The organism is Bradyrhizobium sp. STM 3843, from assembly GCF_000239815.1.
Taxonomy (GTDB): domain Bacteria; phylum Pseudomonadota; class Alphaproteobacteria; order Rhizobiales; family Xanthobacteraceae; genus Bradyrhizobium.
Map to the genome: position 1 here is coordinate 106,027 of NZ_CAFK01000198.1, position 18,255 is coordinate 124,281.

Here is an 18,255-nt window from a genome sequence, read left to right on the forward strand (position 1 = left end):
ATTCTCAGCGCTGTCCTCCGAACAACCGATCGACCAGCCAGCCGTCGAGGCCTGCGGCGGCTTCGGGCCGCGCCGCCGTGCGCGTCGGAGTGACTGATCGGCCGCCGCCGTAATTGGCCGCCGGCGCCGGTGCAGGCGCGGTCGGGGCCGTGATTTGTGAGGTGATCTGCGCGAGCGTCGGCACCAGGCCGGAGCCTTGAGTGTTCGGCAGCGCCGCCACCGGCACGCCCTGATGCGCCGCGCGCATGAAGCGGGTCCAGACCTCGACCGGCAAGCCGCCGCCGGTTGCTTTCTTGGTCGGAGAATTGTCGTCGTTGCCGAGCCAGACCCCGGTGACGAGGCGGGCGGTGTAGCCGATGAACCAGGCGTCCCGGAAATCCTGGCTGGTGCCGGTCTTGCCGGCTGCGACCCAGCCGGGGATCTCGGCCTTGCGCGCCGTGCCGGAGATCAAGGTCTCCTGCATCATCTGGTTCATCATCGCGACGTTGCGCGGCTCGATCACCTGCGTGGGCGGATCGGCCTGGCGCAGATAGAGCAGCTTGCCCTCATGCGTCTTGATCCGGGTGACGACATGCGGGGCCACGCTAAGGCCGCCATTGGCGAACGGCGCATAGGCGCCGACCAGTTCGAGCATCGAGACTTCGGACGTGCCGAGCGCGATCGACGGGTTGGGATCGAGCCTGGAAGCGATGCCGAGCCGGTGCGCGGTGCGCACCACGTTCTTCGGTCCGACCTCGAGGCCGACGCGCACCGCCACCGTATTCAGCGACATCGCCAGCGCCTGCGTCAGAGTCACGGAGCCGAAATATTCGCGGGTGTAGTTCTCCGGCTTCCAGCCTTTCAGGTCCAGCGGCGCATCCTGGCGCACGGTGTCCGGGGTCAGGCCCTGCTCGATTGCGGTGAGATAGACGAACGGCTTGAACGCCGAGCCGGGCTGGCGCTTGGCAGTGACGGCGCGATTATATTGGCTGTCGGAATAGTTCCGGCCGCCGACCATGGCGCGCACGGCGCCGTCGGGCGTCATCGCCACCAGCGCGCCCTGGCTGACATTGAACTTCACGCTCTTGGCGGCGAGCTCGTCGATTACGGCCGCTTCGGCCGTGGCCTGCAGCTTCGGATCGATGGTGGTTTCGACCGTGATCGACTGATCGATCTGGCCGACGAGATCGTCGAGCACCTCGCCGATCCAGTCGGCGACATAGTTGATCGTGCCGGCGCCGGCCGGCTTCACCGTGACCGAGGGATGCGCGATCTGGGCCTTTGCCTGGGCGTCGGTGATGAAGCCGGCGTCCGCCATCGCCGCAAGCACGGTCTCGGCGCGCTTCTCGGCGCCTTCCGGGTTGCGGTTCGGCGCCAGTCGCGACGGCGATTTGACCAGGCCTGCCAGCATCGCCGCCTCGCCGAGCGTGACATGTCGCGCGGACTTGCCGAAATAGCGCTGCGCGGCGGCTTCGACGCCATAGGCGCCCGAGCCGAAATAGACGCGATTCAGGTACAGCTCGAGAATCTCGTTCTTGGAGTGCTTGCGCTCCAGCCACAGCGCGAGCTCGGCCTCCTGCAGCTTGCGCGCCAGGGTCCGCTCCTGGGTCAGGAACAGGTTCTTGGCGAGCTGTTGCGTCAGGGTCGAGCCGCCCTGCGAGACGCCGCGATGCAGGACGTTGGTGACGACCGCGCGCGCGATGCCGATCGGGTCGATGCCGAAATGCTGATAGAAGCGGCGGTCCTCGATCGCGATGAACGCCTTCGGCAGATAGGCCGGCAGCTCCTTGAGCGCGACATTGGCGCCGGCCATCTCGCCGCGCTGCGCGAGCACACTGCCGTCGAGGCCGGTGATCTCGATGGTCGGTGGCCGCTTGGGGATCTCCAGCGACTGGATCGGCGGCAGGTGCGCGCCGGCCCAGACCACGACGCCGACCAGCCCGATCACGCCCCACAGGCCGCAGACCAGCGCCCAGTAGACCATCCGCCCGAACGACAAACCGACACGCGATCTGCTCATGCGCTTGTTGCCTTTGGCAGGGCGCGACTTCGGCTGAGGTTTGGGCTCCCGCTGCGCCGGCTCGTCGTCATCCTCCTCGACGACAGGCTTGCGCTTGGCGGTCGCCTTCTTCGGTGCGTCCTCGCCTGCCGGTATGCGATCCTTGGCGTCGAGACGTAGGTCGTGCATGGCCGCCGCCAGGCCGAATAGCGGCTCCTTGCGCCCGCCGCTCTTGTTCCGTCCCGCCATACGCCAATACGCCCGCAACCGTCCCTGATTACGCTAATGGCCGGAGTTTAAGGGCCGGTTAGCAAGAGGTTAACGCGCAATTAGGTCTTTCACGACATGCACGCGCTGTTATGGTTAAGGCCAAGTTAATGAGGAAACGCCGATGGGTTATATCGATCCGACCAAGGAGGTCTTTGCCGAATTCCGCGCGCGCGATCGCGCCGGCCCGATCCACATGCTGAACCTGGTGCGTCTTCGCAAGGAAGCTGCGTACCCGGACGGCCGCAAGGCGAGCGGCGCGGAGGCCTATGCCACCTATGGTCGCGAGAGCGGCCCGGTGTTCAAGCGGCTCGGCGGCCGCATCGTCTGGCAGGGCCGGTTCGAGCTGATGCTGATCGGCCCGCGCGAGGAATATTGGGATCACTGCTTCATCGCGGAGTATCCGTCCGTCGACGCCTTCGTCGAGATGATCCGCGATCCGGTCTATCGCGAGGCAGTGAAACATCGCCAGGCCGCGGTGGAAGACTCGCGCCTGATCCGTCATGCGGTGCTGCCGGTCGGCGAGAATTTCGGGGAGATTCCGGCGTAGGTGTGCAAGCGGACGAGGAGATGCTCGCGCCACATGCTCAGTCGTCATCCCCGCGAAAGCGGGGATCCATAACCACAGGCCATTGTTGGTGCGAACGACGGCGCGGCAGCGCGCCGACGACGGACGTCTCTGGAATGTGGGTCCCGGCTCAAGGCCGGTGCGACAGGGGTGTGTGAGGCGCAAGCTCGTCATCGTCTTTAAGTGTCAAACCACCATGAGGGTGTGGATCCGCATCCCCGCTGCGCTTGGCGCCCGGGCTTGGCTGCAACGTTGCCCCCTAACTAATAGAGAGGGCGCGGGGAAGGCCGGGTGCCGGCCGCACCCATGGCCCCCGTGCGAAAGAAATGCACGGGGCAGGAACCACAGGCTTGGCCGAGGGCAACCCGACCTTCCCTGCGCAATGGTTTACGGCTTATACGCGCTCTCCTCGGGGACCGGCGTTCTTGCCCCCGTCCGCGTGATGCGAAGCATCATCGCGTCGCGACAATGCCTGACGGCATTGCGCAGGCCTCAGCACCGGGAGGCCAGGACCACACGACTTCACCGTCCGCGACACCTCGTTCGTCCGCGCGTATGAAATGCGCTGCGACATGTCGCGTCCATCGCATCTTCGGCCCAACGCTCGTGACGATCGCGAAGCGCCCCTCTCATCGGGCCGAGACGCGACGAATGTGCCGGTGATTTGCCCGACACGACAAGGCGCACGCGCTGCGACAGAGTGGCACGACGGGCAATTTGCGCATGACGCTTATGCGTCTCGCCGCCCGCAGCGCCTCACTGTCCCTCGACCGAAAACGCCAGCAGCGCATTGCCCGGCATGGTGCCGTAGTTGGCGTAGCCGGAATTGACGTAGAGCATGCCGCCGGCGACGACCGGCCCGGGTCCGTCGAGCGAACCGCCATGGGCGGCGGTGCCGTTCACCGTAGTGTAGTCCTTGACCGTGTCGAGATCCCAGATGATCGCGCCGGTCGCGGCCGCATAGGCGCGCAGATGCCCGTCAAGCCCGCCGGAGAACACGACGCCCGGGATCGCGGTGACAGCCGCCGATTGGGCTGGACTGCATCCGGGCCGCTCGTCGCAGCCGGGATGCGGTGTGTGCCAGACGATCTCGCCGGTTGCCGGGTTCAGAGCGTAGAGGCCGCCGCCCTGCGCCGGATCGAGCTTTAGCGTGTTGCCGAACACGGATTTCTGTGCGCCTGCGGTGCCCGCGGGCACGGGCTTGATGCCGACATCGGAGAGCGCGACATAGATGTTGGTCCCGTCCGTGGCGGCGCCCCACTGCACCCCACCGAGCGAGCTGCCGCGTCCGATCCGGCGCTGCCAGAGAATGGCGCCGTCGTGATCGGGATCGAGCGCATGCACCATGCCTGACTTCTGGCCGGCGATCAGCGCTCGCTTGCCATCGGCCAGGTCAACGAGCATCGGCGACGAACCAAAATCGAAATCGGGTCCCTTGGTCTTCGGGCAGTTGTTGGTGAAACGCGCGTTGCACGCCACGTTGTAGGCGTCACCCTCGGTCATCTGTCGTGACCACGCGAGCTGGCCGCTTGCGAGATCGAACGCGACGAAGGCGTCCGACGTCGCCGACGGCGGCTCGGAATAGCTGTCGCCGGTGGTCGCATAGATGCGCTGATGCGCGCCATCGACTGATGGCGCCGACCAGATCGCGCCGCCTGAGGGTCCAAACAGCGGCGTCCCGATCGAATTGCTGCCGACCGATTGCGCTGATGGCGCGACATAGCCGCGCCACCGCACCTCGCCGCTGCGCGCGTCGAGGGCTGCGATCAGGCCGCGAAAGCTGCAGCAGGGGTAGCGCGGATCGGCCGCCATCACCTCTTCGAGCGAGGAGACCGGAACGTAGAGCACGCCGTCGGCCAGCGTCGGCGCTCCCGTGATGACGGCGCCGGCATGCGGCTCGACCCGGGTCTTCCAGATCAGCTTGCCGGTCTCGGCATCGAGCGCATAGGCCTCGCCACGCTGGTCGCCGAAATAAGCGGTTGCGCCGCGGTCGTCCTCACCGATCGTGATCGCGCTGCGCACGCCGAAGCCGGCGTCGAACATCCAGCGCTGGCATCCGGTCTTGGCGTCCAGCGCATAGACCTTGCCGCCGGCGCTGCCGACGAAGATGCGCCCGCCCCACACGGTGGGCTGCGCAGAGGCGCGGGTGTCGTTTGGGAAGCCGAACGCCCAGCGGAGTTTCAATCGCGGCACGTCGTTGGGCGCGAGCTGCGCCATGTCGGCCGCTTGGAAGCGATGTTGCCGGATGTCCGCGCCCCAGCCGTTCCAGCGCGGCACGTTGGCGTCGCGCTGCAAAGGTCCGGGGTCACGGCAGGATGAATCCGGAAGCGGCGGCGCTGCGGCCACAGCGGTGGCGGAGAGATAGCGCACGACGTCGCCGATCTGGCTCTGCGTCAGATCGCGCCCCTGCTGGTTCATCAGGCCGAAGGTGAGCGCGAAGCGCACCCGCTCCGGCGGAAGCTGCCGCAGGCTTGCGGTTTCCGGCGCGCGCGCCACGGCTCCGCCCTCGTGACAGGAGGCGCAATGCTGCTGATAGAGCGCTTCGCCCGGATGCGGCGTCGTGTCCTCGGCGTGCGCGGACGGAGCGACGATCAGCGCCGATAGCGCAAAGGTTGCTGATACACAGTGCACCGAAACGTCCAACAGCCTGGAAAAAGGCGCCACGGTCGTCTCCGTCACGCGTGAGCAGGTCACTGATGTCAGAAGACCGTAGCCGATACCGACAACGTCGTCACGTGAAATCAACCGGAACGAATATTCATCACGAGAGCAATCAAGGATTGCTCACGTAAGCCTGTCTCAGCGCTCGATCACCCAGCGCGTCACCGCCTGGTGGTAGTTGAGATAGCCCGGCACGGTCTTGTAGGTCTTGAGATATCTGAAGCCGGCCTTCTGCAACGTTCGGTTCGGGCCGACGTTGAACGCGTTCGGCTCGCAGAACAATTGCTTGAGTTCGAATGTGCGGAAATAGATGTCGACGCTGCGGCGAACGCATTCGGCACCGATGCCCTGCTGCCGCAACTCGGGCTCGGTGACGTGCAGATGCATGTTGGCGCGATTGCCGAATACGATCTTGTCGCAGCTGGAGAAGCCGACCGGCTTGCCGTCGAGCTGCCAGAGCACCAGGAAGTTGCTGCGCTCCGCAATCGGCTGCGCATAGAGCTCCTTGAACGCCCGGCCCAGATGGCTCGGCCCGGCATGCGCGTCGGATCGACGCCCATCATCTCGAGATGCTCTGGCGTGGACGAGTGGAAGTAGTCGATGACGATGCCGGTCTCGTCGAGCGCCATCTCGCGGACGTCGAGGTTCATTGTGAAACTTCCTTCAATAGCGGCGGTCCGTTCTGTTATGTGTATAGTTGGACGATGCTTGCCACGCTCACGCTGTCGTCCCGGCCTTGAGCCGGGACCCATAGCCACGACTGATTATTTTACGATGGCTGGAGCAACAGCGCGGCCAGCAATGAAGAACGATGGTTATGGGCCCCTGCGTTCGCAGGGGCGACATTTTGGACTGGAGCCGGCAGCGCGGGCTGCGACGCGCTTCTAGCCGTCTCACACCGGGCGCTCGCCCTTGATGGTGACGCGCGTGCCGGCGCGGGTGTGCGGCCAGTAGTCCCACATGGCGCGATGCTGGGTGCAGCGGTTGTCCCAGAACGCGATCGCGTTCTCGGTCCAACGGAAGCGGCACTGGAACAGCGGGTTCTCGGCGTGCTGATAGAGGTAGCTCAGGATCGCGTCGCTCTCGTCGCGCGGGATGCCGATGATGTGACGCGTGAAGCCGCGGTTGACATAGAGCGCCTTCCGGCCCGTCACGGGGTGGGTGCGCACCACCGGGTGCTCGGCGCTCGGGTAGGCTGGCCGGTCGGCGACGCCGTAATTGGCATAGAGCCCGCGATAGACGCTCTCGCCGTCATGGAAGGCGGCGAGCCCGTCAAGATAGGTCTTCATGCGCTCCGACAGCGCCTCATAGGCGGCATACATCGAGGCGAACAGCGTGTCGCCGCCATGCGGCGGGCATTGCCGGATGTGCAGGATCGAGCCCATCGGCGGCTCGAGGTCGCAGGAGACGTCCGAGTGCCAGCCCTCGCCATTGGCGCGGGGCGAATTCTGATCGGCGTAGATGCGCATCAACGCCGGATCGTCGCCCTCATGCGGCGCGGCCGGGTGGATATGCAGCTCGCCGAAGCGGCGGCCGAAAGCGAGATGCTGTTCCGGCGTGATGCGCTGATCGCGGAAGAAGATCACGAGGTTTTCGGCCAGGGCGCGGTGGATCTCGTCCATCTGGCGGTTGGCGCGCGACTCGTCTGACATGAGCTTGCCGATATCGACGCCGGAGATCTCCGCGCCGATGATCGGCGTAAGCTTGTCGACGCTGATGGTCTCGTAGGGCGCGCTGTCGTCTGCGAGATGTTTGTAGCGTGGTCCCTCTCGGCCGGCGAGCGAGCTCATGCACGTTCTCCCTCAATCGTTGATTGAGGGCATGGTAGCGCGCCAAGAGTGAAGCGCAATGCCGCCCAGCATTCCGCTGTCGTCCCGGCCTTGAGCCGGGACCCATAAACACCACGGATTGTTGTTGCGAGCGCTGGAGCGACAGCACGGCCGAACATGATGGCCGCGGCGTATGGGTCCCCGCGTTCGCGGGGACGACATCGAATTTGTGGAGCGCTCTGCGCCCCACCATATCGAGATTCCGGGCTCGATGCTACGCATCGCCCCGGAATGACGAGGCTGGCTTATTCCGCCGCGGTCACCGCCGCCGGTGCCTTGGCGCCGGCACCGTAGCGCTGGTCGATGTAGTCGATCACCAGCGCCTTGAAGTCGGCTGCAATGGTGGGGCCGCGCAGGGTGCGGAACTTCTTGCCGTCGACGAACACGGGCGCGGCCGGGGCCTCGCCGGTGCCGGGCAGCGAGATGCCGATATTGGCATGCTTGGATTCGCCGGGGCCGTTGACGATGCAGCCCATGACCGCGACGTTGAGCTCCTCGACGCCCGGGTACTTTGTTTTCCAGGCCGGCATCTCGTCGCGGATGAAATCCTGGATCGAGCGCGCCAGTTCCTGGAACACGGTCGAGGTGGTGCGGCCGCAGCCCGGGCACGCCGCCACCAGCGGCACGAAGGTGCGGAAGCCCATGGTCTGCAGCAATTCCTGCGCGACCTGCACCTCGAGGGTGCGGTCGCCGCCGGGCTCCGGCGTCAGCGAAATGCGGATGGTGTCGCCGATGCCCTGCTGCAGGAGGATGCCGAGCGCGGCCGAGGAGGCCACGATGCCCTTCGAGCCCATGCCGGCCTCGGTCAGGCCGAGATGGATCGCGTAATCCGAGCGCGCCGCGAGATCCTGGTAGACCGCGATCAGGTCCTGCACCGCCGAGACCTTGGCGGAGAGGATGATGCGCTCCTTCGGCATGCCGAGCTCTTGCGCCCGCGCGGCCGACAGCAGCGCCGACTGCACCATCGCCTCGCGCGTCACCGCACGCGCATCGCGCGGAGTGGCCGAGGCCGCATTCTCGTCCATCAGCTTGGAGAGCAGCTCCTGGTCGAGCGAGCCCCAATTGGCGCCGATGCGCACCGGCTTGTTGTTCTTGTTGGCGATCTCGATGATCGAGGAGAACTGGGTGTCGCGCTTGTCCTTGAAGCCGACATTGCCCGGATTGATGCGGTACTTGGCAAGCGCCTCGGCGCAGGCCGGGTACTCCGTCAGCAGCTTGTGGCCGATATAGTGGAAATCGCCGATCAGCGGCGTGGTGATGCCACGCTTGTCGAGCGCGTCGCGGATGTGCGGGACCGCGGCGGCGGCCTCCTCGCGGTCCACGGTGATACGGACCATCTCGGACCCGGCGCGCGCCAGCGCTGCGACCTGGGCCACCGTCGAGTCGACATCGGCGGTATCGGTATTGGTCATCGACTGCACCACGATCGGCGCACCACCGCCGACGGCGACGTTGCCGACCATGACTTGGGTGGTCTGATGCCGGGGAGCGGGGCCGGCGATGTCGTTCTGAGGCAGGATTTCGGGCTTGTTCATGGGGTCTCGGATATCAGGTTTTGGTGACATTCAGCAATGCGTCTGTCGTGACCGGAACGGCCCTGGCCGGGCGATTGACCAGAAAAAGGCCAGCAATCACAAGCAGGGCGGCGCCGCCAAAGGCCAGCGTCAGGGCGTCATGCAGGATGAAATAACTGGCCACGACCCCGAATAAAGGGGTGATGAAGGTAAATGCCGACAATTTGCTGGCCGAATAGGTCTTCACCAGCGCAAACCACAACGTGAAGGTGGTCCCGACCACCCAGATCGCCTGATAGGCCATCAAAGACAGCACGAATGGACTGGGAACCTGGGCGAGCCGCTCTCCGGAAAGCAGGGCTGCCGCGCCCAGGATCGGGATCGACATCGCCACCTGGTATGCCAGGGCCTTTTCCGGCGGCGCAAAGCGCAGCCGTGTGCCTTTGGCCATCACGGTCGTTGCGCCCCACAACAGGCCGCCGCCCACCACCATGAGGTCGCCGAGCAGCACGCGGCTGTCGACATTGGCCTGCGGAAGCCCGATCGCCAGCGCCACGCCGGCAAAGCTCAGCCCCAGGCCTGCCCATTGGGTGGCGCCGAGCCGCTCGCCAAGGAAGCGGTAGGAGCCGAGCGCGACGAAAAACGGCGCGGTGTAGAGGAAGACGACCGCGCGCGAGGCGGAGGTCAAAAGCAGGCCGCCATAGATCAGCACGAACTCGATGCCGAACATGGTGCCGGCGACCAGACCCGCGATCAGCGTGCCGTCACGCTCGAACATCTTGACGCCGCGTCCCCACGCGATCAGCAGCAACACCGGCAGCGCGCCGGCCGAGCGCAAGGTCGCCTGCAGCATCGGCGGGATTTCCGGCAGCGCCAGCTTGACCGCGATCTGGTTGAAAGCCCAGGACAGGCACAGCACGAGGATGATGGCGATGGCGCCCGGGCCGAGCGGCCGGGCCGCGGAAGATAAGACTTGTTTCGAAGACACGAGGACGCTGGCTCCCTAGAGCAAACTTTTTGTTGTTTAGACCGAGATCGGGGCCTCCGATCAACCTATCCCCACATCCGGCAGCGTGAGCCATCTCAACCTCGCCCCGCTTGCGGGGAGAGGTCGGATTGCATCGTCAGATGCAATCCGGGTGAGGGGGACTCTCCGCAAGCTCGGTCTGCGGAGACTCCCCCTCACCCCGACCCTCTCCCCGCAAGCGGGGCGAGGGAGCGCACCGCCGTCGCCGTTAAACACTCTCATATGATCAACGATCGTCTGTACAGCTAACAGGGGGCGACGGAACTCACGCTGCTTCCCTGCAATGTGCGCAGGTGCCGGTGATCTCGACCACCGAGAGCTTCGGGGTGAAGCCGGAGGTCGCGGCGGCGGCTTTGAGGCCTTCCGCGATCGGGGCCGCTGGAACTTCGCCGACCGCGCCGCAGCGCTCGCAGATCAGGAACGCGACCAGCGTGGTCGAATCGTGATCCTGCGCGCAGGCGAGATAGGCGTTGCGGCTCTCGATCCGGTGTACCAGGCCGTTGGTTATCAGGAACTCGAGCGCCCGATAGATGGTGATCGGCGCCGGGCGGGCTGCGCTCTTGGCGAGTTCCTCGATGATCTCATAGGCGCCGAGCGGCCGATGCGTGGACAAGAGCGCCTGGAGCACCTGGCGGCGAAGCGGGGTGAATTTCTGGCTGCGCTGCGCGCACACGCGCTCGGCATGATCAAGCGCATCCGCGGTGCAGCGGCCGTGATCATGGTCGGGGTCGGGGAATGCGGGTCTGGCAACGGTCATCAGGCAGCAACCTACCATTTCTCTCCGGCCATCGCCAAAGCGGCGCCGTCGTCAGCCATGCGCGCCGGTCGGATAGGGATTGCGTGAAAAAAGCCATGAAAAATTCATAAGCTTGCTTATTATAGCAAAGCTTATTTGAGGCAAGCTTAGTTCCCAAGCTTGGTTCCAAAGCCTGCTTCCATTGTCCGCCGAGCCAAAATTGCGCGGATTGAGAAATGAACGGATATGGCCCGAGATCCCGCGGACGTGAATTTCCTGTTCGCCCTCGGCGAGCTGCAGCGCCTGGTGCGCGTCTATGCCGACAAGGAAGCGGCGCGCTTCGGCATGACCCGCGCGCAATGGGCCGTGCTCGCCAGAGTCGAGCGCAACGAGGGCATGAAGCAGTCGGAGCTCGCCGAGCAGATGGAGATGCAGCCGATCACGCTGACGCGGCTGATCGACAAGCTCGCCGATGCCGGCCTGATCGAGCGCCGCGGCGACGACAATGACCGGCGCGTCAATCGACTTTATCTCCAGAAGGCCGCACGCCCGCTGCTCGCCAAGCTCGCCGAGCTCAAATTGGAGCTGACCGAAACCGCGCTCGCCGGCATCAGCGGCGCTGACACGCAGCGGCTGATGAACCAGCTCGAAGCCATCAAAGAAAACGTAAGAAACGCCCTGCAGTCGCTTTGCGACACGCAGCGAAAGGAGCAGCATTATGGCTGAACCCGCTTTGAAGATTGCCACCGAACAGAAGAAGGCGAGCCCCGACGGCGCGACTGCTGCGGCGGCGCGGCCGAAAGGCGGCATGTTCAAGCGCTATCGCCGCGTGCTGCTGCTGGTCGTGCTGCCGGTCCTCGCCGCGGTCGGCGGCCTGGAATTCTATCTGCATGGCGGCCGCTATGTGACCACCGATGACGCCTATGTCGGCGCCCAGAAGGTGCTGATCACGCCCGACATCTCCGGCAAGATCGTCAAGATCATCGTCAAGGAAGGCCAGCAGGTCAGCCAGGGCGACGAGCTGTTCGAGATCGATCCCGAGCCGTTCCAGCTCGCCCTTGACCAGGCCAAATCCACGCTCGAGCAAGCCCGCACCAGCTACAACAATCTGCTCGCCAACATCAAAATCTATCAGCAGATGGCCGATCTGATGCAACAGACCATCGATCTGAAGCAGAAGGACGTCGAACGCAAGTCGGCTTTGGCCAGGAACAGCTTCGGATCGCAACTCGATCTCGACAATGCCTCGTCGGCCCTGGTCACGGCCCGGGCGGAATACGCCTTCGTTCAGCAGCAATTGTCCACCGCCAAGACCCAGCTGCTCGGCAACCCCGAGCTGCCGATCGAACAATTCCCGCCCTATTACCAGGCCAAGGCGGCGCTCGGCATTGCCCAACGCAATCTCGATCACACCGTGATGCGAGCGCCGATGGCCGGCATCGCCACCCAGGTCGACCAGATCCAGCTTGGCCGTTTCGTCGCGGCCGGCACGCCGGTGTTCTCGGTGATCGACGTCGCCAATCCCTGGGTCGATGCCAATCCGAAGGAAAGCGACTTCACTTTCGTCGCGGTCGGCCAGCCGGTCGAGCTCGATGTCGACGCCTTCCCGAACCATGCGTTCAAGGGCACAGTCGGTTCGCTCTCGCCCGGCACCGGCGCGCAGTTCGCGATCCTGCCGCCGCAGAACGCGACCGGCAATTTCGTGAAGGTCGTGCAGCGCGTGCCGGTGCGGATCTATTTCGACAAGAACGACAAATATGTCGCGAAGCTGAAGGCCGGCATGAGCGTCAACGTCGCGATCGACACCGGTCATCAGCGCTCGCTGGCCGGGCTGTTCGGCGCGGCCCACGCCGCGGAGACGGCGGAGTAGGGTGATGAGCACGGCTGCGCCCTCACCCTCGGCCGTTCCCGGCTTTCGCCGCAACATGGTGACGGTCTGCGCCATGACGGCGACGGTCATGCAGGCGCTCGACACCACCATCGCCAACGTGGCGCTGCCCTATATGCAGGGCACGCTGTCGGCGTCGCAGGACCAGATCAACTGGGTGCTGACGTCCTACATCGTGGCGGCGGCGATCATGACCGCGCCGGTCGGCTGGATCGCCAACCGCTTCGGCCGCAAGCGCACCTTCATCGTCTGCTCGGCCGGCTTCACCGTCGCCTCAGTCATGTGCGGGCTGGCGCAGGACATCAACCAGATGGTGCTGTTCCGCCTGCTGCAGGGCGTGTTCGGCGCCTCGCTGGTGCCGCTGTCGCAGGCCGTCCTGCTCGATTCCTACGCGCTGCATGAACGCGCAAAAGCGATGTCGATCTGGGGCATGGGCGTGATGATGGGCCCGATCATGGGGCCGTCGCTCGGGGCCTGGCTGACCGAGACCTATTCCTGGCACTGGGTGTTTTTCGTCAATCTGCCGTTCGGCCTGGTCACCGTGCTCGGCCTGATGGCGTTCATGGACGAGACCAAGCCGAACACCGAGTTGACATTCGACTGGTTCGGCTTCCTCGCGCTGGCGGTCGGCATCGGCTCGCTGCAGATCGCGCTCGATCGCGGCGAGGACCAGGGCTGGCTCGAGAGCAACGAGATCATCATCGAGTTCATCGTCGCCGGGATCGGCTTCTATTATTTCCTGGCGCATTCGCTGACCACGCAGCGTCCCTTCATCCAGTTCGCGCTGTTCAAGGACAAGAATTTCGTCGGGGGCTGCGTGTTCATGACGGTGATGGGCCTGGTGCTGTTCTCGACCATGGCGCTGTCCTCGCCCTACCTGCAGAACGTCATCGGCTATCCCATCATCACCGCCGGCGTGCTGCTGGCGAGCCGGGGCTGCGGCACTTTCGTGGCGATGATGCTGGTCGGGCGGCTCTTGCGCTATATCGAGGCGCGGACGCTGATCGTGGTCGGCCTCGGCCTGACCGCACTGTCGCTGTTCCAGATGACGGCGTGGACCGACCAGACCGGCGTGCCCGAGATCGTCACCATCAGCATCATGCAGGGCTTCGGCTTCGGGCTGGTGTTCGTGCCGCTGTCGACGGTGGCGTTCATGACGCTGCCGGGGCAGTTGCGCACCGACGGCACCTCGATGCTGACCCTGGTGCGCAATGTCGCCAGCTCAATCGGGATCTCGATTGCGATCGCGCAGCTGACCGAGGGCACCCGCCGCAACCATGCGATCCTGGTCGAGCACATCAACCCGTTCAATCACGCGCTGCAGATGCCGAACGTCGCCGGCATGATCAACCTGTCGACCGATGCCGGCCGCGCCATGGCCGACGCGATGGTGATGGTGCAGGCGCAGATCCTGGCCTTCTCCCACGACTACCAGCTGGTGATGGTGTTCATCCTGGTGTCGATCCCGCTCGCGATCATGATCGGCTCGACCCGGACCGCGCTGCGCGCCCAGGCCGCGCCGGCCGATCACGCTGTCATGGAGTAGCTGTCAAGGTAGCGAAAAGGTGACCGGGCGTGATGGTTTTCCGGTCAACCATGCTCACGTTTCGGGCTATCATATGGGTAACCCGGTCCTCCGCGTTTAAGTTGCACGTGGAGGCAGTGCCTCATGGACGCCCCGCCATGATGTGCCGGATGGGGGCGGTGGTACCTCCAGCGCCGCCCCCAGCCCCCGGGATCATTTTCCCCATTCCAGCGTGACAGTGGAAGATGCCGTCACCCTCCCGCGAGGGGAGGGCGGGAAGCGCGAAGTTCTCCAGGTCGAATCAGAGCTCACGCCTGCGGCGTCACCGCCGGCAGCGGCTTGTCGTTGACGACATTGGCCTTGAGAAGGTTCGCCTTTGCTTCTCCTTTGACCTCCTCCCGGGCTTCGACAACCTTGCCGGCGTCGCTGGGCAGGATCGCGCTGGCGAGCGTCTTGATCGGATCGTCGCCGGGCTTGAAGCCGGACTGCACCAGGATCTCGTCGATCAGCGGCTTCATCGCATGCACGCGCAACAGCTCGCCGGCGAGCCCCTCGCCGAAGCCGACATTGCCGTTGCCCCCGGCGCCGTTGCCGTTACCGTCGAACGCGCCGCCGGTATGGAGAATGCGGACGTCCTTGAGATTCGCGATCGGCTTGACCATTTCGCCGAGCGCGGCCGGCATCGCCGCGATGCGCTGCTTGGCCAGCTCGAAATCGATCACGTTGCTGCCGAGCTTGTTCTGGGCCTCGTCAGTCCAGCAATTCGCGGCAGCCGAGATCGTCGACCGCGAGGAAGATCCGCTCAAGATTATTCCACCAGATCACGGGCGGAGTCTTCGCGGTCCATTGCCACACCGGTTTGGTGATCTGCCAGAGCACTCCGCGGCGATAGTCATCGCTAAGCGCAGCGCGGCTATAACCGCTCACGCCGTGGCTCACCAACGTCGCATGGTAACGATCCAGCAGCTCACCTTCGATGTCACGCCGACGCTCGGGATAAAGTTGCAGGGCGATCATATAGGCCAGATCGTTCGCACCCACATTGATCCGCCATTGATCGAAATCGAACACGCGGACACGATCGTCCACTCCGTGCCTCGGAACAAGAAAATTCCAGATATGTGCATCGCCATGCGCGATGGTCACGTTCCGCCGCGAATGGTAGCGCTGCAGCAGCCGTGGCGAAGCCTTGATAAAGCGATGATAGACGTCACGCCGTTCCGCAGTCAGGCGATCACCGAGCAGGGCGGCAAAGCGCTCGAAATGGCCGGCGAACTGCGCCATCACCTGGTCCATCGCCGTGATGTCCGCGAAGGTGCTAATCGACTGGCCAAGACTCTCATGGTCCCACCACGCCGCATGCAGCCGCGACAGGGCTTCGACGATGGATGCCGCCTGCTCCAAGCTCGGCGGAAGGGGCCATTCGGTCGCGAGCTCGTGCGTCTCGGACAAGTCCTCCAGCAACAGATGCCAAGCATGAGTGTCGCTGTTCCAGAGTGAATCGAAGCAGCGTGGCACCAGATGCTTCGGCATGCGCGGCGCGACGTCGCGATAGAAGGCGACCTCCTGGCGGCCGGCTTGCCACAGGGTTCTCGCGAAGTTCTCCTGCGCGACTTTCAGGATCAGCGTCTCAGGTGCGTCGGGCGCCGGGCCGTCATAGCTGAGCCGCAGCCGTATGATGCGCGATACGATGATGTCGCGCGCGCTCAGCACGGCTACCTGGCGTACGGAGCCCGCCCCGAGGACGCCCGATGCACGCAATGCCTCGGTCAGGTGAGCAGGATCGACGGCCGGAGGCAAAGGCGTTGCGGTCATGCGGCGCGCGTCCTGTGGTTGCGTGCCGGATGATAGCTCAGGAGCAGGCCCGGGGCCATGCACCCCGTGACGAAAGGGGCCTGCTACTTGATCGGCGCGCGCGGCAGCACGGTCTCGCCGGCCTCCATGCGGTAGACGTGGTCGAGCGAGTACCAGGGCGCGATCACGTCGTGCGCGGTCGGATGCGGTTCGTCATGGCGGATGAAATCGCCGAGCAGCGCCTTGGTCACGCCGAACTGGACGTCGCTGTCGATATGCGGGTCGTTGGGGTCGTAGACCTGCGAGATCAGGACCTTGAAGCCGGGCTTGACGATCAGCGCATGCAGATGCGCGGGGCGATAAGGATGCCGGCCCTGCGCCTGTAACAGCCGCCCGACCACGCCGTCGGTCGGAATCGGATAGCCCACCATCATCACCGAGCGAAACCAGAAGCGGCCGTCGGCATCGGTTGTGAATGTCCCGCGCAGGTTCATGTCGGCCTGATCCGGGTCCTGGTTCTCATAGAGCCCGACCGGCGAGGCGTGCCAGACATCGACCTCGGCGCCGGCCACCGGCGCGCCATCGGGATCGAGCACGCGCCCGTGCACGAACAGCGCCGGGCCGGGTGTGGCCGAGCGCACGATCAAGCTTCCGTTCTCCATCCGAGGTGAATTCAACCGCCAGAACGGGCCGAGCAGGGACTGCGAGGTCTCGGTGTTGCCCTTGTCACCATTGTTCAGCAGGCAGACCAGCGACGAGACGCCGAGCGAGCCCGCCATCAGCACCACCTCATTGTGCGTGTCATTGGTGCGCTGGCCGAGCTCCGCGATAACAGCGGCAGCCTCGCGGAATTCGGCCTCGGTCAGTCTGACATCGCGGACGAAACCGTGCAGATGTTTGATCAGCGCGATCATGATCTCGCGCAGCCGCGGGTTTGTCGTTCGTTCCATCACGGCCAGCACGGCCGGCGTCACGTCCTGCTCGCGGGAGATGGTCATCATTATTTCTCCGTCATTCCGGGGCGATGCGTCAGCATCGAACCCGGAATCTCGACATTGTTGGACTCATCTCCAGATTCCGGGTTCGCTCGCTACGCTCGCGCCCCGGAATGACGAAGCGAAGGGCGCTTCGTCAGTTCAGCTTCTCGATCGCCAGCGCCACGCCCTGGCCGACGCCGACGCACATGGTGGCGAGCGCGCGCTTGCCGCCGCGCGTCTCGAGCCCATGCACGGCGGTCAGCGCCAGCCGTGCGCCGCTCATCCCCAAGGGATGGCCGAGCGCGATCGCGCCGCCATGCGGATTGACGAAATCGGCATCGTCGGCGACGCCGAGCTGGCGCAGGCAGGCGATGCCTTGGCTCGCGAATGCCTCGTTCAGCTCGATCAGGTCGAAATCGGTGATCTTCAGCCCCAGCCGCTCCATCAGCTTGCGCGTCGCCGGCACCGGGCCGATGCCCATGATGCGCGGCGGCACCGCAGCTGACGCCAGCCCCAGCACCTTTGCGCGCGGGGTCAGGCCGTGTTTCTTCACGGCGGCTTCAGAGGCGAGGATCATCGCCGCGGCGCCGTCATTCACGCCGGACGCATTGCCGGCCGTCACCGTGCCGGGATTGCGCACGATCGGCTTGAGCTTGGCGAGACCTTCCAGCGTGGTGTCGGGACGCGGATGCTCGTCCTTGTCGACGACCACGGGGCCGGCCTTGCCGCCGGGCACGGTGACCGGCGTGATCTCTTCGGCGAAATAGCCCGACGCGATCGCCTTGCCGGCGCGCTGCTGTGAGCGGATCGCGAACGCGTCCTGATCGGCGCGCGAGACCTGGAATTCCTCTGCGACGTTCTCGCCGGTCTCCGGCATCGAATCGACCCCGTACTGCTGCTTCATCAGCGGGTTGATGAAGCGCCAGCCGATCGTGGTGTCGAAGATCTCGGCCGAACGCGAGAACGCTTCGGTCGCCTTGCCCTGCACGAACGGCGCGCGTGTCATCGATTCGACGCCGCCCGCGATCGCGAGGTCGATCTCACCGGCGCGGATCGCGCGGCCCGCGGCGCCGACCGCATCGAGGCCGGAGGCACAGAGGCGGTTCAAGGTCTGGCCGGGAATAGAGTCGGGCAAGCCCGCCAGCAGCACCGCCATGCGCGCGACGTTGCGGTTGTCCTCCCCGGCCTGGTTGGCGCAGCCGAAGAACACTTCATCGACGGCGGACCAGTCGAGATTGGGATGTTTCGCGATCAGCGCCTTGATCGGCGTGGCCGCAAGATCGTCCGCACGCACTTTCGCGAGCGAGCCGCCGAAGCGGCCGATCGGGGTCCGTACCGCATCGCAGATATAGACGTCTCGCATCGCTCTCTCCCTGAAGTCGCGTGTTTCTGGTCGGATTTGAGGGCGGTTTTAGGAGTGTGCCGGAACCAGGTCAAATGACGGGAGCGCGGGAGGGTATGCGCCAGGACGGCGGTGTGCTCCCTCTGCCC

General features: G+C 65.1%; 14 protein-coding genes and 1 pseudogene. 4 read left to right on the forward strand and 11 right to left on the reverse strand.

From position 1 onward, the window contains the following. Nucleotides 1-4 precede the first annotated feature (4 nt). Nucleotides 5-2,227: a penicillin-binding protein 1A gene (locus tag BRAS3843_RS21400; RefSeq protein WP_008971127.1), complete on the reverse strand. Its 2,223-nt coding sequence runs from the start codon at nt 2,225-2,227 to the stop codon at nt 5-7. 142 nt (nt 2,228-2,369) lie between these two features. On the opposite strand from BRAS3843_RS21400, the gene BRAS3843_RS21405 reads away from it, so the two are divergent. Continuing rightward, nucleotides 2,370-2,795 (forward strand): DUF1330 domain-containing protein, encoded by a 426-nt coding sequence (locus tag BRAS3843_RS21405; protein WP_008971128.1) that lies wholly within the window; start codon nt 2,370-2,372, stop codon nt 2,793-2,795. A gap of 774 nt (nt 2,796-3,569) precedes the next feature. Here the strand turns inward: BRAS3843_RS21405 and BRAS3843_RS21410 are convergent. From BRAS3843_RS21410 to BRAS3843_RS21435, 6 genes are all read right to left on the reverse strand, one after another. Next, nucleotides 3,570-5,477: a PQQ-binding-like beta-propeller repeat protein gene (locus tag BRAS3843_RS21410; RefSeq protein WP_008971129.1), complete on the reverse strand. Its 1,908-nt coding sequence runs from the start codon at nt 5,475-5,477 to the stop codon at nt 3,570-3,572. 135 nt (nt 5,478-5,612) lie between these two features. Then, on the reverse strand, nt 5,613-5,936 hold the full coding sequence (locus BRAS3843_RS42245; protein ID WP_008971130.1) for a GNAT family protein: 324 nt from the start codon (nt 5,934-5,936) through the stop codon (nt 5,613-5,615). A gap of 431 nt (nt 5,937-6,367) precedes the next feature. Further along, complete coding sequence (locus tag BRAS3843_RS21420) at nt 6,368-7,264, reverse strand: TauD/TfdA family dioxygenase (protein ID WP_008971131.1); 897 nt, start codon at nt 7,262-7,264, stop codon at nt 6,368-6,370. A 284-nt stretch (nt 7,265-7,548) separates the two neighbouring features. Then, complete coding sequence (gene ispG, locus BRAS3843_RS21425; protein ID WP_008971132.1) at nt 7,549-8,838, reverse strand: flavodoxin-dependent (E)-4-hydroxy-3-methylbut-2-enyl-diphosphate synthase; 1,290 nt, start codon at nt 8,836-8,838, stop codon at nt 7,549-7,551. A 13-nt stretch (nt 8,839-8,851) separates the two neighbouring features. Next, nucleotides 8,852-9,805, reverse strand: coding sequence for a DMT family transporter (locus BRAS3843_RS21430; protein ID WP_008971133.1), 954 nt, complete (start codon nt 9,803-9,805; stop codon nt 8,852-8,854). A gap of 304 nt (nt 9,806-10,109) precedes the next feature. After that, nucleotides 10,110-10,601, reverse strand: a complete 492-nt coding sequence (locus tag BRAS3843_RS21435) for a transcriptional repressor (protein WP_008971135.1) — start codon at nt 10,599-10,601, stop codon at nt 10,110-10,112. A 225-nt stretch (nt 10,602-10,826) separates the two neighbouring features. On the opposite strand from BRAS3843_RS21435, the gene BRAS3843_RS21440 reads away from it, so the two are divergent. Genes BRAS3843_RS21440 through BRAS3843_RS21450 form a run of 3 tightly spaced genes read left to right on the forward strand, consistent with a single transcriptional unit; the run spans nt 10,827 to nt 14,014 of the window. After that, nucleotides 10,827-11,306: a MarR family transcriptional regulator gene (locus BRAS3843_RS21440; RefSeq protein ID WP_008971137.1), complete on the forward strand. Its 480-nt coding sequence runs from the start codon at nt 10,827-10,829 to the stop codon at nt 11,304-11,306. Then, entirely contained in the window at nt 11,299-12,450 is a 1,152-nt protein-coding gene (locus BRAS3843_RS21445) for an HlyD family secretion protein (protein ID WP_008971138.1), read from the forward strand. Before BRAS3843_RS21440 ends, BRAS3843_RS21445 begins: the two co-directional genes overlap by 8 nt. 4 nt (nt 12,451-12,454) lie before the next feature. After that, a complete protein-coding gene (locus BRAS3843_RS21450; RefSeq protein ID WP_035982393.1) occupies nt 12,455-14,014 on the forward strand; it encodes a DHA2 family efflux MFS transporter permease subunit in 1,560 nt (519 codons plus the stop codon). Between the two features lie 287 nt (nt 14,015-14,301). Here BRAS3843_RS21450 and BRAS3843_RS40315 read toward each other — a convergent pair. From BRAS3843_RS40315 to pcaF, 4 genes and pseudogenes are all read right to left on the reverse strand, one after another. Then, a pseudogene (locus tag BRAS3843_RS40315) lies at nt 14,302-14,745 on the reverse strand (flotillin domain-containing protein); the annotation flags it as partial. After that, nucleotides 14,744-15,808, reverse strand: coding sequence for a phosphotransferase (locus tag BRAS3843_RS21460; RefSeq protein ID WP_008971142.1), 1,065 nt, complete (start codon nt 15,806-15,808; stop codon nt 14,744-14,746). The gene BRAS3843_RS21460 and the pseudogene BRAS3843_RS40315, both read right to left, overlap by 2 nt. Before the next feature lie 83 nt (nt 15,809-15,891). After that, entirely contained in the window at nt 15,892-16,785 is an 894-nt protein-coding gene (locus BRAS3843_RS21465; protein ID WP_008971143.1) for a dioxygenase, read from the reverse strand. 133 nt (nt 16,786-16,918) lie between these two features. Next, nucleotides 16,919-18,127, reverse strand: a complete 1,209-nt coding sequence (pcaF, locus tag BRAS3843_RS21470; RefSeq protein ID WP_008971144.1) for a 3-oxoadipyl-CoA thiolase — start codon at nt 18,125-18,127, stop codon at nt 16,919-16,921. Between the last annotated feature and the right edge of the window lie 128 nt (nt 18,128-18,255).